Genomic DNA, 12291 nt, shown 5'->3' with positions numbered 1-12291 from the left:
GCAACAGGCCACCAACGGCGGGCCAGATTTGTCGCCGTGCTTGCGCGGCATTAGGTTCCCGTCATGACCGACGACGCCCTGATCATCGACACGCCCGACACCGACTATCGCCATCCGCGACAGCGCGTCCGGCTCGACACCATCCTGCGGCTGCGCTGGCTGGCCGCGCTCGGTCAATTGAGCGCGATCTTCATCGTGGTGCAGGGCCTGGAGTTCGACCTGCCAGTGGTGCCCTGTCTCGCGGTGATCAGCATCTCGGCGCTGCTCAATCTCGGCCTGCAGATCGCCTTCAACCCGATGCAGTTGCTGGAGCCGGCCCACGCCGGCGGCCTGCTCGCGCTCAACATCATCGAGCTGACGGTGCTGCTCTATCTCACCGGCGGGCTGGAGAATCCCTTCTCCTACATGTTCCTCGCCCCGGTGCTGATCTCGGCGACCGCCCTCCCCGTCCGCCTGACGATCATGCTCGGCCTGCTCGCCGTCACCTGCGCCACCGCCTTGTTCTTCATGCATCTGCCGCTGCCGTGGGAAGGCGAGGAGCCGCTGATCTTCCCGCCGATCTATCTGTTCGGTGTCTGGCTCTCGATCGCGCTCGCGATCGGGGTCACCAGCCTCTATGCGTTCCAGGTGACCGAGGAGGCGCGCAAGCTGTCGGACGCGTTGGCGGCGACCGAGCTGGTGCTGGCGCGCGAGCAGCACCTCACCCAGCTCGACGGCCTCGCGGCGGCCGCCGCGCACGAGCTGGGCACCCCGCTCGCGACCATCGTGCTGATCTCGCGCGAGTTGGAGCGCGCCCTGCAGGACAACAGCCAGGTCACCTCCGACATCAAGACCCTGCGCGAGCAGGCGCAGCGCTGCCGCGACATTCTCGGCAAGATCACCCAGCTGTCCTCGATCGGGTCGATGTACGACCGGATGAAGCTGTCGACCTTGATCGAGGAGACGGTCGCACCGCATCGCGACTTTGGCGTCGACATCAAGGTGCGCGTCGCGGTCACCGCGGCCAAGGAGCCGGTCGGCTCGCGCAACCCCGCAATCCTCTATGGCGTCGGCAACATCCTGGAGAACGCCGTCGATTTCGCGCGCAACGCCGTCGAGGTGAACGCCTGGTGGAACAACGAGACGGTCGAGATCGTGGTGTCCGACGACGGCCCCGGCTTTGCGCCTGATATCCTGAAGCGGATCGGCGAGCCCTATCTGTCACGCCGGCCCAGCGTCGAGGACGGCCCGGGAGGTAACCAGGGCGGCGGCCTCGGGCTCGGCGTGTTCATCGCCCGCACCCTGCTGGAGCGGACCGGAGCCAAGGTCTCGTTCAGCAACCGCACCTTCCCCGACCATGGCGCCGTGGTCCAGATCGTCTGGCCGCGGCGGCGCTTCGAGGCCAGCGAGGACGATGATGGCGAGGCGGAGCCGGAATGAAACCTCCGGGGCAGCCGCCGCTGGCGCGGTCCTGGCATACAGCAAACCGGCCCCGCGCGGCGTCACGCCGCAGACTGCGGCAACCCGCGATCTTGGCAGCGGCGACTCGGCAGACCATATGAGGATGGACCAGATCGTCTCGCAACCATCGAGCCTTCTTCTCAAGGATATGACCGTGGGCGCCATCGCCGAACTGACGAACCATCCGGACCGCTCTCTCCTCATCGTGGAGGACGACAAGCCGTTCCTGGAGCGCCTGTCGCGCGCCATGGAGACCCGCGGTTTCACGGTGACCTCCTGCGAGAGCGTCGCCGAAGGTATTTCACAGATCGGCAAGGCGGCGCCGGCCTTCGCCGTGGTCGACCTCCGGCTGGGCGACGGCAACGGCCTCGACGTGGTGTCGGCGCTGAAGCGCAAGCGTCCCGAAGCGCGCGCCATCGTGCTGACCGGCTACGGCAACATCGCCACCGCCGTGACGGCGGTGAAGATGGGCGCCGTCGACTATCTCGCCAAACCGGCCGATGCCGATGACGTCGTTGCAGCGCTGCTGTCGACCACCAGCGAAAAATCCGAGCTGCCGCAGAATCCGATGTCGGCCGACCGTGTCCGCTGGGAGCATATCCAGCGCATCTATGAGATGTGCAACCGTAACGTCTCGGAAACGGCGCGCCGGCTCAACATGCACCGCCGCACCCTGCAGCGCATCCTCGCCAAGCGCGCACCGAAATAGGCGGATTTTTTGTTCGCCGCGGGTCAATGCGACTTCACGAACGCCTGCAACGCATGGAAGACGGTGCGCCGCGGGTTGCGGCTGCACCAATTGCGCATCCAGCTGTCGACCTCGGTCAGATCGAGCTTGATCTGCCGGCCCTCATCGCCGCGATCCGCGTTGATGGCGGACACGTAGCCCATCATCCACTGCTGATATTTTGAGATGGCGTTGACGTAGGGGCCGTCGCCACTGGTGATGGCCTTGTAGGTGCCGGGTGGCTGCTCCTCGGCGGCGGCGATGAAGCGCTCGCAGGAATCGGCGCCCACGCCCAGGACGTAGAACGCCATTTCCTCCGCGCGGACTCCGGTCGCGAAGAGCAGTGTCAACGCCAAGACCACCCGTCGCATCTGTCGTCCCTGTCCGCACCCCTGGGCTGGATACCGCTCGAGCCTTAAAAATGTTCCGGCATGTTGCGCCCCATGCGGGGCAATTGTCGGGCAGAGCCGGGGAAATTGCCAGGAGGCCGGGACGAGCGGATGTTGTCGCGCGCTGGCAACGGTCCTGAATCGGGCGCGGGCGGATTCACAGGTGGATCTGGAAGGCGCCACGATGCGCCGGCCCGACGTCAGCTCTCCCCCGTCAGCCGGGAGAAATCGGCCAGGACAGCAGCGATCAGCTCCCGATGCCTGGTATCCTGTTCCGCAAGGCTCGCGGCGTAGATGTTCAGGAGATAGCGCGCCTTCGCGGCGGCTTCCGGCCACGACTCGGCCGCGTTGGCGAGCAGGTGCTGCTCGAGAACAGCCTGCCGATCGCGCAGCTCCCGCGCATGACTTTCGGCCTCTGCCAACGCGCGACGGAGGTCCACGGCCTTCTGCGCGCTCATCCCGCGGTGCCTGTCGAGATCGAGCGGCTCGTCAGTCATCCGACGCACTCGCGTCGACACGCTGCGCGTCTGCAAGATCGACCGAGCTGATGGACAGCATCTCGACGGCAGCGGAGCGCGAACCGGCGACCGGGACCATCATCATTGTCGCAACCCGGCGGTAGGCAGCAAAGGACAATCCCTCGATCAGTTCCTCGTCCGTGACCACCTCGTAGGTGCCCTCGGGCAAGAGACGCTCGATGCTCCTGATCCGGAACGGGTGTTTGAATGTGACGAATTCGCGCCGCGAGCGGATGCTCATCTGCGCCTACCTTTCGCAACGGCTGTCGCTGTCGCGACTTCGAAGTCTTTCGAAGCATGCGCCTTGCGGCCGGCAATAGCCACCGCTTTCTCATCAGCACGACGTGATGAGCGGCGTGGCGTCATCGGACCGTGTCGCTGCGCTTTGGTGCTCGCTATTGCAGGAGCCAGGGTGTATCAATGGCGATCACCGCCATTCCGACGGCATTCACCGGTGACTGAGGGTCACGAGCGCTCCCGCCGCAAACCACGCGAGGGGTAGCCAATGCCGCAGTTTCGTCTGAGCGAGTGGATCGTTCCACCCATTATCGTGCCGCTTCTGCTGATCCTTCTCGCGCTCGCAGTTGCCGCACTGCATTCGTAGATCCGACCACCGCGGCGCCCGCATCGGCAACCGGTGGACGACGGCCGCCCGGCCGACCGGCAGTGACGCTGCGCACGCAGGATCGACGGGGCGCTCGTCCGATGCGTTGAACCAGCTCCAACCCGAGTCGAGGAGACCGACATGGCCAAAGGTCAGCAAAAAGGCAATCGCGAAGCCAAGAAACCCAAGAAGGAAAAGCCCAAGAGCATTGCCGCAGCGCCGAGCCAGAAGGCCGGAGCATGGCAGCCGGATTTTTCCAGCGACAAGAAGAAGCGCTAGGGGATTTCCGGTCCTCATCAGTCTGGATGGTCTCCCGCACGCAAGGCCGTGCGCAATCAAGGCCGCGCGCAAGCAGCGACGACGCGGCCGACCGGTAGACAGCCCAAAGGACAGAACATGGCGCGCGAAACGATCTATGTCGTTCAGGCGTTCAGCGCCGGCCGGGGCGGACGCGCGAAAGCCGAGACGCCGATCGCCTGCAAGACGGAAGCGAGCGCGCTCCGGACTGCGGAACGGCTGGTGTCCAGCAAGGCAGGCGTCGTCGCGTTCTCATCCTCGGGCGATCCCGACATGGGCGACTATGACGATGAGCCGACGATCTTCTTCCGCCACGGTGAGTTGCCGTCGGCCTTCGATTGAGATGCGCGCAACCCCTTTGTCGCCGGCGACCATTGCCGAACGACGCCCCTTGGATGACGTCCGCCCTCACCGCGGTGTCCTCCGAACCTGATCGGTCACACACATGATTGAGTTTCCAAATCACAGCCGCTCCTATGACCGCACGCGACGTGCCGTACGGTTCTGGGGCTATGACAGCGCGATGGAAGCGTCGTTCTTCGTCGACGAGGGTGCGTTGAGACGCCTTCAGCCCGACGCCCGCCCCGACGAGTCGGGCTTTCTGACCGCATTCGATTCCAACCGCGAGCGGATCTGCGCCGCCGCCGCCCGGCTCTATGTCCGCGGCAGCCGGGGCTCCTACGATCTCGTCGCCGCCAATTTCTGAAGGCGATGCCTGCCGGCGATCGGCCAGGCCGGCGGTGATGCGGATCGGTTCTCAGCGATGCTGATGTCTCTCATCTCGAGACTCGTGACCTGACGGAGCCTCTGTCACCTACCTAGGCGGGGAAACCCCGTCCAGTGGAGCGCATTTGAGGATTGTCTAGCGGTCCGCGTGGCCCTGCGGGTCGATCAGCCGGTTGATCCGCTGCGCCGCCGCGAGCCCGAAGCGTACCGTCATCAACTTGCGCGTCGGTGCCGGCAATCTGTGCTCAGGCGCCTCGCAGTGCAGGTGGGCGCCATAGGCATCGGCGACGATCAGGCCGGTGTCCTGCGGAAAGATCTCGCACGGCAGATCCTGCGTGAAGGCGAAGAACAGCCGGTCGCAATGGGCACGGTAGTCCTCCCATTTGTGATCCGCGCGCAGATCCTCGACCGACGACTTGATCTCGACGATCCAGATCTCGCCGCGCTCGTTCAGCGCCACCAGGTCGGCGCGACGGCCCGACGGCAGCGGCAGCTCGCTGATGGTGGCAAAGCCGAGCGAGCGCAGCAGGCGCGAGGTGCCGCGCGCGATCGCCAGCGCCGTCTCCGACTGGCGGCGGTCGGTGGGAACGAGGCTGATCCTGGCGGCGGACGATTCCATTGCCGCAGCATAACCGATTCCAGGCGTCGCCCAAGCCCGCCGATCACCCGGGAACCGGAACCTGACGCCGGCCTTCCGCTTAACAAGCCGGCCGCCGGCCGGGCGGCGCAGCGAGGCGCCGTCCATGATCGACGATCTCTGGTACAAGAACGCGGTGTTCTACTGTCTGTCGGTCGGCACCTATATGGACGCCGACGGCGATGGCATCGGCGATTTCAAGGGGCTGACGCGCCGGCTCGACTATCTGCACGGGCTCGGCATCACCGCGATCTGGCTGATGCCGTTCCAGCCCTCGCCGCAGCACGACGACGGCTACGACGTCGCCGACTATTACGGCGTCGACCCGCGCTACGGCACGCTCGGTGATTTCGTCCAGTTCACGCATGGCTGCAAGCAGCGCGGCATCCGGGTGATCATCGACCTCGTCGTCAACCACACCTCCGACCGGCATCCCTGGTTCGTCGACGCCCGCAGCTCGAAGAGCGCCCGCTACCGCGACTGGTATGTCTGGTCGGACAAGAAGCCGGCCAATGCCGACAAGGGGATGGTGTTTCCCGGCGTGCAGAAGTCGACCTGGACCCGCGACAAGGAATCGGGCGCCTGGTACTTCCACCGCTTCTACGACTTCCAGCCCGATCTCAACACCTCCAATCCCGAGGTGCAGGCAGAGATCCTGAAGATCATGGGCTTCTGGATCCAGCTCGGCGTCTCCGGCTTCCGCATGGACGCGGTTCCGTTCGTGATCGCGGCCAAGGGCGCCGATGTCAGGAAGCCGGTCGAGCAGTACGACATGCTCAGGACCTTCCGCGAATTCCTGCAATGGCGCCAGGGCGAAGCGATCATCCTGGCCGAAGCCAACGTGCTGCCGGAAACCGACATGGAGTATTTCGGCGACGACGGCGACCGCATGCACATGATGTTCAACTTCCACGTCAACCAGCATCTGTTCTACGCGCTGGCGGCCTCCGACACGCGGCCGCTGGCCGAGGCGCTTTATCAGACGAAGGCGCGGCCGGCCTCGGCGCAATGGGGCCTGTTCCTGCGCAATCACGACGAGCTCGATCTGGGACGCCTGACCAAGCCGCAGCGCGCGGCGGTGTTCGCGGCGTTCGGCCCGGACAAGAACATGCAGTTGTACGATCGCGGCATTCGGCGGCGGCTGGCGCCGATGCTCGGCGGCGACCGCCGCCGCATCGAGCTCGCCTACAGCCTGATGTTCACCTTGCCCGGCACGCCCGTGATCCGCTATGGCGACGAGCTCGCGATGGGCGACGATCTCAGCCTGGCCGAGCGCAACTGCGCGCGCACCCCGATGCAATGGTCGACCGAGCCGCATGGCGGCTTCACCAAGAGCGACGCGCCGGCGTCTCCGGTGATCGATCACGGCCCCTATGGCTATGATCACATCAACGCCGCCCGGCAGCGGCGTGATCCGAATTCCATGCTGAACTGGACCGAACGCATCATCCGCATGCGCAAGGAGGTGCCGGAAGTCGGCTGGGGCGATTTCGAGGTGATCGCGACCAGGGATCCGGCCGTGCTGATCATGCGCTACGACTGGCGCAACAACTCGGTGCTGTTCGTGCACAATCTCGACGAGAAGCCGCGGGAGATCAGCTTCGATGCCGGACTGCCGGACGATGGCGGGAAGCTGCTGATCAATCTGCTGTCGGAGGATCACAGCCAGGCCGACGACCGCGGCCGCCACACCCTGGTGCTCGAGCCCTACGGCTACCGCTGGTACCGCGTCGGCGGATTGGACTATCTGCTGCGGCGAAGCGATATCGAGACGAAGAGCCCGGTGAAAAAGCGGCGGAAGACGCGGCGGCGATCGACGACCAACTGATGACGGGCGTCTTCAAGGAGAACGGCTTCAGCCGCTCGGCTGCGCATCTCGTTCGTGAACGAGGCGCTGAATTTCGACCAGCGCCTCCAACGCCATTTCGCAGGAGGTGTCGACGAACTGCTCTCCGCGAGCCGTCAAATTGATGAGGTCTCGCATTTCCGCCTGGAACTGATATCTTGCCAGACTTAAACGATTGTGTGCGGCCGATACGACATCGCGGGTCATTGCCGGAGATTGCGCGATCTCGCCGAGCGCCGGTCGATCATAGAGATAGACCGCGGCAAGGTCGAACGTGTCGCGCGCCGTGTAGGTCGATGCACGATAGATCAACTTTTTCGTCGCAATCTCTGCCGGTCGCTCCGCCGGTATAATCCGGCCGCCGAAGCTCAACGGATACGTCGGATGATCCGTAAAGGTGGGCGCATTCAAGAAATCGATCTCACCTACGTCCCGGAGAATCAGCTTCAGATATTTGCCCGGCCATTGCCACGTATCGCAAAGGGCCTTCGTGACAGGATTCATGTTCGGCGCGAGCCGCTTCAGGGCCGTGCTCGAATCCAGAAAGATGTCGACGTCGTAGCTGATGCGATGATCGAAGCTCTGCGCCAGGGCCGTGCCGCCCCCGAACGTCCACGCCCCAGGGCCGCCCTCCAGGCTATCGAGGGACAGCAGCGCCTTCTGCATGAGGTCTTGCCACCTCGAAGGCCGCCATTTCCCTGACCCATCTCTCATTTTCGGACCCCACAACCTGCCAAGTGTCGATCGCCTTCGATAGTTCTTCGAACGTCACAGCCTTGTCGAGGACGAGATGATGGATCACAGAGGCATCAATTTCGTCAAAGAACGCCTGCACGTGGACACGCCATTTCGGCTCCAGTTTCTCGGCTTTGAGGCAGGCCAGCAACGTCGCCTCGCCAATGCGGACCGGCAGCGGCGTATTGATCGTGGTCACGGCCGCGGTGAGACTGTCAGACGTCGTCGGCGGCGGCGTATTCATCAGTTCGAACTCCCGCGAAGTACCGGTTTCGGAGACCAGTACACGTCATCTCCTTGAAGGCCGAAGATTCCCCGGCATCTGTCGCGCAATATGGCGCCGTTCGGTGGGAACCTCAACAATTCCGGGGACACGGCGGCACGGAAGACCCGAGCAATACGGCTGAAGGCGTCCAGCGAAGCCCTGCGATCGGGCCTCAACGACATCGATTGCGACGCGCCGCCCCCTCGCCGGAGAAGTGGCTACGTCCTCCTGCCGACGACCACGCCCTCATTGCCGCGCAGATCCAGCGTGCCGTCGATGCGCTCGCCGCCGCGGTCGAGCCAGGTCGAGAGCAGGATCTCGCCGGTAAGGCCGCCTGCTTCGGTCGCGATGGAAACCGGCTCGCCGCCGAGATTGAGCGCGATGGTCAGCACCTCGCCGTCGTCTTCGCGGCGGTAGAGCAGGAGATCGCCTTGCGCCGCGACCGACCGATAGGACCCGGTGACGAGCACGCGGTGCTGCTTCCGCAGACGAATGAGCGCACGGGTGAGATTGAGGATCGAGCGCCGGTCGGCGGTCAGATTGACGACATTCTCATGCATGTAGTCATCGGCAACCGGCAGCCACGGCGCGGCTTGGCTGAAGCCGGCCTGCGGCAGCGCGCTCCATTGCATCGGGGTGCGGCAGCCGTCGCGGCCGACGCCGATGCCGGGCACGTTCTTCTCGAAGGGATCGCGCACCTGCTCCGGGCTGATGGCGACCTGATGCATCCCGATCTCGTCGCCGTAATACAGCGTCGGCGTGCCGCGCAAGGTCAGCAGCAGCATCGCCGCTACCCGCGCCTGCTCGGGCCCGACACGGCTCGCCACCCGGGGCCGGTCGTGGTTGCCGAGCACCCAGTTGGGCCAGGCGCCCGGTGGCAGCGCGGCTTCGTAGTCGGCGATGATCCTCTCGATCTCGCGCGCATGCCAGGGCGCGGACAGCAGCGCGAAATTGAACGGCAGATGCGCGCCGCCGAGATCCTTGCCGTAATAGGTCATCAGCCGCTCCAGCGGCAGGTAGATCTCGCCGATCAGCACGCGGTCGTCGAATTCGTCGATCACCTGCCGCATCTCGGCGACGACCTCGTGCACGTCCGGTTGGTCGGCGGAGTAGCGCGACAAGATCTGCTCATGCGGCGGCCTTCCGCCGTGATAGTCGGGATTGGCCGGGTTGTCGCGAAACTCGGCGTCCTTGATGAGGTGCCAGATCACGTCCACGCGAAAGCCGTCGACGCCCTTGCGCAGCCAGAACCGCATGACGTCATAGATCGCCGCCCGCACCTGCGCATTGCGCCAGTTCAGGTCCGGCTGCTGCGCCAGGAAGGCGTGATAGTAGTACTGCCCGGTCTGGGACTCGAACTGCCAGGCGCTGCCGCCGAACTCGGACAGCCAGTTGTTCGGCGGCCCGCCATCGGCGGCGGGATCGCGCCAGATGTACCAGTCGCGGTGCGGGTCGTCGCGCGAGTGGCACGCCTGCAGAAACCAGGGATGCTGATCGGAGGTGTGGTTCGGCACGAGATCGAGAATGAGCTTGAGGCCGCCGTCATGCGCGGCCTTCACCAGCGCGTCGAAATCCTCCATCGTCCCGAACAGCGGATCGATACCGGTGTAGTCGGCGATGTCGTAGCCGAAATCGGCCATCGGCGAGGTAAAGATCGGCGACAGCCAGATCGCATCGACACCGAGCGTCAAGAGATAGGGCAGGCGATGGATGATGCCGGTGAGGTCGCCGACCCCATCGCCGTCGCTGTCCTGGAACGAGCGCGGATAGATCTGGTAGAAAATCCCCTCGCGCCACCAGGCGCCCTGCTCCGCCATGTCGACCGCTTTCTGCTCGCAACGTGCGGCCCAACGCAGGAACCGGCGGCAGGTTCACAAGCCCCCCTTGGTCGCCCTGGCCGGGACGTCGAGCCGCCGCCCGCAGGTGTTTTTCACTTGGCGCATTGCGAAAAATCGGCATGCTGGCGCCATGACCGAGCAGAACCAGACCAGGGCGAAGGCCGGCGCGATGATCGTGCCCGTGACGCCGTTCGAGCAGAACTGCACCATCCTGTGGTGCGAGGCGACGAAGAAGGCGATCGTGATCGATCCCGGCGGCGACGTGCCGAACATCCAGGCGGCGATCGCGCAGGCCAATGTCACCGTGGAGAAGATCTGGCTGACGCATGGCCATATCGATCACGTCGGCGGCGCGGCCGATCTGCGCGATCAGCTGAAGGTGCCGATCGAGGGGCCGCATGTCGCCGACAAATTCCTGCTCGACAACGTCGTCGCCAGTGGCGCGCGCTTCGGCATCACGGGCGTGCGCGACGTGACGCCCGACCGCTGGCTCGAGGAAGGCGATAGGGTCGAGATCGGCGAGCTCGTCTTCGACATCCTGCACTGCCCCGGCCATTCGCCGGGCAGTGTCGTGTTCTTCAACAAGGAAATGCGCTTCGCCCATGTCGGCGACGTCTTGTTCAACGGCTCGGTCGGCCGCACCGACCTGCCCGGCGGCAGCCACGACACGCTGATCCGCTCGATCAAGGACAAGCTGCTGCCGCTCGGCGACGACGTCGGCTTCATCTGCGGCCATGGCGCCGGATCGAGCTTCGGCCAGGAGCGGATGACGAACCCGTTCCTGACGGGGACCGTCTGACCCGCGCGTCTCTCGCGCGCGAGCCATGAACGGCTGCGGCGCGTCTACTTCAGGCCGGCCGCTTGCAGGGCACGGTCGATCACGGCGGCGACGTTGATGGTCCGGCGCCGCGGCTTGGCGGTCGCGCCACTGCCGTTGATCGAAGATTCGCCGGTCGACGACTCCAGCCGTTTCGGCTCTGGGGGCTTGGAGACGGCCACGGGCTTGGACTCCGGCGCGACCTTGGGCTGCGGGACCGCAGCGGATGCCGGTGCAGAGAGCAACATGCCGGTCGGCGACATTCGGGGCTCGACCACTTTGATCTCGGCTGGCTTGACGTCGACCGGCTCCGCAGCGGGGGATGGGGCGTCCGCCGCGCGTCGCAAGATCTTGGTCAAGGCCGGCACCGCCGAGATCGGCGACACCTGCGGGATCAGCTTCGTGCTCGGCGACGTCGTGGCCGCCTTGAGCGGACGAATCCAATCGGTGACGCCGAAGAATTTCGCGATGTGATAGGACGAGGAAATGCCGGCCTCGAGCAGGAACGGTCCGGCCTTGCCATAGCGCTTGTCGTTGGCCGCGAGCCCGATCGGCGTGCCATGCGCCATGTTGGAAATCGTGAACGATTCCACGACGGTCTCGCCGTCGGCATTCCACCATTGCTCATGCGGATAGCCGTTCACCTCGGCTGCGGCCATTGGCGCCAACGGCAGATGGTGCAGGTCCAGCCACTGCTTGACGATCTCGCCCGCATTGTCGGGATGCACCGTGTAGTCCGCTGTGCCGTGCCACACCGACAGCTTCGGCCACTTGCCGCGGTGGTTCGAGGCACGGCGAACGAGATCGCCGAGCTCGCCGGCGGGGCGCGCCGGCGGCATCCGCATCTGCAGGATCGCGTCGCGCATGCTGCGCGCGGTGCCGAACGGCAGCCCGGCGATGACGGCGCCGGCAGCGAACAATTCGGGATGCGCGGAGAGCAGCGCCATGGTCATCGCGCCGCCCGCCGACAGGCCGGTGACGTAGATGCGCCTGGGATCGATGGCATAGTCCGCCACCATGCGCGCGATCATCTCACGGATCGAGGCGACCTCGCCCTGGCCACGTGTGATGTCCTCCGACTGAAACCAGTTGAAGCAGCGCTGCGGATTGTTGACCCGCTGCTGCTCCGGCAACAGCAGCGCGAAGCCGAAATGCTTGGCGAGCGTCGACCAGCCGGCGCCGAGATCGTACTCGGCGGCGCCCTGCCCGCAGCCATGCAGCACGACGACCAGCGGCGCCAGCGGCTGACGCTGCGCCGGCACATGGGCGAACATCTTCAGGCGCCCAGGATTGGTGCCGAAATGCTCGATCTCGATCAGCGGAGTCTCCGGGGCGCGACGCGGCTGACGATGAAAATCGGCAAATCCGGTGATGCTGTTCAGCTCGCGCAGCCTTCGCAAGTACTCAACATTTTCAGCGAGGGACAACGGCAAGCTCCTTAGGCATTCACGT

The 12291-nt window shown here is 65.2% G+C and carries 15 protein-coding genes; 7 read left to right on the top strand and 8 right to left on the bottom strand.

The window, feature by feature from the left end:
• Positions 1-63: 63 nt before the first annotated feature.
• Together ACQR13_RS03700 and ACQR13_RS03695 are read left to right on the top strand one after the other, a co-directional pair.
• Positions 64-1419: an ActS/PrrB/RegB family redox-sensitive histidine kinase gene (locus tag ACQR13_RS03700; RefSeq protein ID WP_315751897.1), complete on the top strand. Its 1356-nt coding sequence runs from the start codon at positions 64-66 to the stop codon at positions 1417-1419.
• A gap of 175 nt (positions 1420-1594) precedes the next feature.
• Positions 1595-2149 carry an ActR/PrrA/RegA family redox response regulator transcription factor gene (locus ACQR13_RS03695; RefSeq protein ID WP_315715137.1) on the top strand — a complete coding sequence of 185 codons (555 nt, stop codon included), beginning with the start codon at positions 1595-1597 and terminating at the stop codon, positions 2147-2149.
• A 23-nt stretch (positions 2150-2172) separates the two neighbouring features.
• On the opposite strand, the gene ACQR13_RS03690 is transcribed toward ACQR13_RS03695, so the two are convergent.
• The 3 genes from ACQR13_RS03690 to ACQR13_RS03680 all read right to left on the bottom strand — a co-directional run bounded on the left by ACQR13_RS03690 (position 2173) and on the right by ACQR13_RS03680 (position 3315).
• A complete protein-coding gene (locus ACQR13_RS03690) occupies positions 2173-2538 on the bottom strand; it encodes a hypothetical protein (protein ID WP_315715136.1) in 366 nt (121 codons plus the stop codon).
• A gap of 218 nt (positions 2539-2756) precedes the next feature.
• Positions 2757-3053, bottom strand: a complete 297-nt coding sequence (locus ACQR13_RS03685; protein ID WP_315715135.1) for a hypothetical protein — start codon at positions 3051-3053, stop codon at positions 2757-2759.
• Positions 3046-3315: a hypothetical protein gene (locus tag ACQR13_RS03680; protein WP_172115156.1), complete on the bottom strand. Its 270-nt coding sequence runs from the start codon at positions 3313-3315 to the stop codon at positions 3046-3048. Before ACQR13_RS03680 ends, ACQR13_RS03685 begins: the two co-directional genes overlap by 8 nt.
• A gap of 504 nt (positions 3316-3819) precedes the next feature.
• Between ACQR13_RS03680 and ACQR13_RS03675 the strand changes: the two genes are divergently transcribed.
• The 3 genes from ACQR13_RS03675 (at position 3820) to ACQR13_RS03665 (ending at position 4681) form a co-directional block, all read left to right on the top strand.
• Positions 3820-3957, top strand: coding sequence for a hypothetical protein (locus tag ACQR13_RS03675; RefSeq protein ID WP_172115158.1), 138 nt, complete (start codon positions 3820-3822; stop codon positions 3955-3957).
• A 117-nt stretch (positions 3958-4074) separates the two neighbouring features.
• Positions 4075-4317, top strand: a complete 243-nt coding sequence (locus ACQR13_RS03670; protein ID WP_315751895.1) for a hypothetical protein — start codon at positions 4075-4077, stop codon at positions 4315-4317.
• 103 nt (positions 4318-4420) lie between these two features.
• Positions 4421-4681, top strand: coding sequence for a DUF1488 domain-containing protein (locus tag ACQR13_RS03665; RefSeq protein WP_315715133.1), 261 nt, complete (start codon positions 4421-4423; stop codon positions 4679-4681).
• Positions 4682-4837: 156 nt separating this feature from the next.
• Here the strand turns inward: ACQR13_RS03665 and ACQR13_RS03660 are convergent, their stop codons facing one another.
• Positions 4838-5320 carry an MmcB family DNA repair protein gene (locus tag ACQR13_RS03660; RefSeq protein WP_315751894.1) on the bottom strand — a complete coding sequence of 161 codons (483 nt, stop codon included), beginning with the start codon at positions 5318-5320 and terminating at the stop codon, positions 4838-4840.
• Positions 5321-5444: 124 nt separating this feature from the next.
• Here ACQR13_RS03660 and ACQR13_RS03655 point away from each other — a divergent pair, with 124 nt between their 5' ends.
• Complete coding sequence (locus tag ACQR13_RS03655; RefSeq protein WP_434842550.1) at positions 5445-7166, top strand: alpha-amylase family protein; 1722 nt, start codon at positions 5445-5447, stop codon at positions 7164-7166.
• A 27-nt stretch (positions 7167-7193) separates the two neighbouring features.
• Here the strand turns inward: ACQR13_RS03655 and ACQR13_RS03650 are convergent, their stop codons facing one another.
• The 3 genes from ACQR13_RS03650 to ACQR13_RS03640 all read right to left on the bottom strand — a co-directional run bounded on the left by ACQR13_RS03650 (position 7194) and on the right by ACQR13_RS03640 (position 10001).
• Entirely contained in the window at positions 7194-7850 is a 657-nt protein-coding gene (locus ACQR13_RS03650; protein ID WP_315825562.1) for a nucleotidyl transferase AbiEii/AbiGii toxin family protein, read from the bottom strand.
• Positions 7822-8163: a hypothetical protein gene (locus ACQR13_RS03645; protein WP_315825563.1), complete on the bottom strand. Its 342-nt coding sequence runs from the start codon at positions 8161-8163 to the stop codon at positions 7822-7824. The genes ACQR13_RS03650 and ACQR13_RS03645 overlap by 29 nt, the downstream gene beginning before the upstream one ends.
• 239 nt (positions 8164-8402) lie before the next feature.
• Complete coding sequence (locus ACQR13_RS03640) at positions 8403-10001, bottom strand: alpha-amylase family glycosyl hydrolase (RefSeq protein ID WP_316174420.1); 1599 nt, start codon at positions 9999-10001, stop codon at positions 8403-8405.
• Positions 10002-10152: 151 nt separating this feature from the next.
• Here ACQR13_RS03640 and ACQR13_RS03635 point away from each other — a divergent pair, with 151 nt between their 5' ends.
• Entirely contained in the window at positions 10153-10821 is a 669-nt protein-coding gene (locus ACQR13_RS03635; RefSeq protein ID WP_316174419.1) for an MBL fold metallo-hydrolase, read from the top strand.
• Positions 10822-10865: 44 nt separating this feature from the next.
• Here ACQR13_RS03635 and ACQR13_RS03630 read toward each other — a convergent pair whose 3' ends face one another.
• Positions 10866-12266, bottom strand: coding sequence for an extracellular catalytic domain type 1 short-chain-length polyhydroxyalkanoate depolymerase (locus ACQR13_RS03630; protein ID WP_434862583.1), 1401 nt, complete (start codon positions 12264-12266; stop codon positions 10866-10868).
• Between the last annotated feature and the right edge of the window lie 25 nt (positions 12267-12291).

This window comes from Bradyrhizobium sp. HKCCYLRH3059 (genome assembly GCF_051168035.1).
Taxonomy (GTDB): Bacteria; Pseudomonadota; Alphaproteobacteria; order Rhizobiales; family Xanthobacteraceae; genus Bradyrhizobium.
This window is presented reverse-complemented; position numbering and strand designations above follow the sequence as displayed.

Excerpts from the sequence above, each read along its gene's own strand:
- ACQR13_RS03650 (WP_315825562.1), bottom strand. The coding sequence starts at position 7,850 with ATGCAGAAGGCGCTGCTGTCCCTCGATAGCCTGGAGGGCGGCCCTGGG.
- ACQR13_RS03690 (WP_315715136.1), bottom strand. The coding sequence starts at position 2,538 with ATGCGACGGGTGGTCTTGGCGTTGACACTGCTCTTCGCGACCGGAGTC.
- ACQR13_RS03700 (WP_315751897.1), top strand. The coding sequence starts at position 64 with ATGACCGACGACGCCCTGATCATCGACACGCCCGACACCGACTATCGC.
- ACQR13_RS03640 (WP_316174420.1), bottom strand. The coding sequence starts at position 10,001 with ATGGCGGAGCAGGGCGCCTGGTGGCGCGAGGGGATTTTCTACCAGATC.
- ACQR13_RS03655 (WP_434842550.1), top strand. The coding sequence starts at position 5,445 with ATGATCGACGATCTCTGGTACAAGAACGCGGTGTTCTACTGTCTGTCG.
- ACQR13_RS03665 (WP_315715133.1), top strand. The coding sequence starts at position 4,421 with ATGATTGAGTTTCCAAATCACAGCCGCTCCTATGACCGCACGCGACGT.
- ACQR13_RS03645 (WP_315825563.1), bottom strand. The coding sequence starts at position 8,163 with ATGAATACGCCGCCGCCGACGACGTCTGACAGTCTCACCGCGGCCGTG.
- ACQR13_RS03675 (WP_172115158.1), top strand. The coding sequence starts at position 3,820 with ATGGCCAAAGGTCAGCAAAAAGGCAATCGCGAAGCCAAGAAACCCAAG.
- ACQR13_RS03660 (WP_315751894.1), bottom strand. The coding sequence starts at position 5,320 with ATGGAATCGTCCGCCGCCAGGATCAGCCTCGTTCCCACCGACCGCCGC.
- ACQR13_RS03635 (WP_316174419.1), top strand. The coding sequence starts at position 10,153 with ATGACCGAGCAGAACCAGACCAGGGCGAAGGCCGGCGCGATGATCGTG.
- ACQR13_RS03685 (WP_315715135.1), bottom strand. The coding sequence starts at position 3,053 with ATGACTGACGAGCCGCTCGATCTCGACAGGCACCGCGGGATGAGCGCG.
- ACQR13_RS03680 (WP_172115156.1), bottom strand. The coding sequence starts at position 3,315 with ATGAGCATCCGCTCGCGGCGCGAATTCGTCACATTCAAACACCCGTTC.
- ACQR13_RS03670 (WP_315751895.1), top strand. The coding sequence starts at position 4,075 with ATGGCGCGCGAAACGATCTATGTCGTTCAGGCGTTCAGCGCCGGCCGG.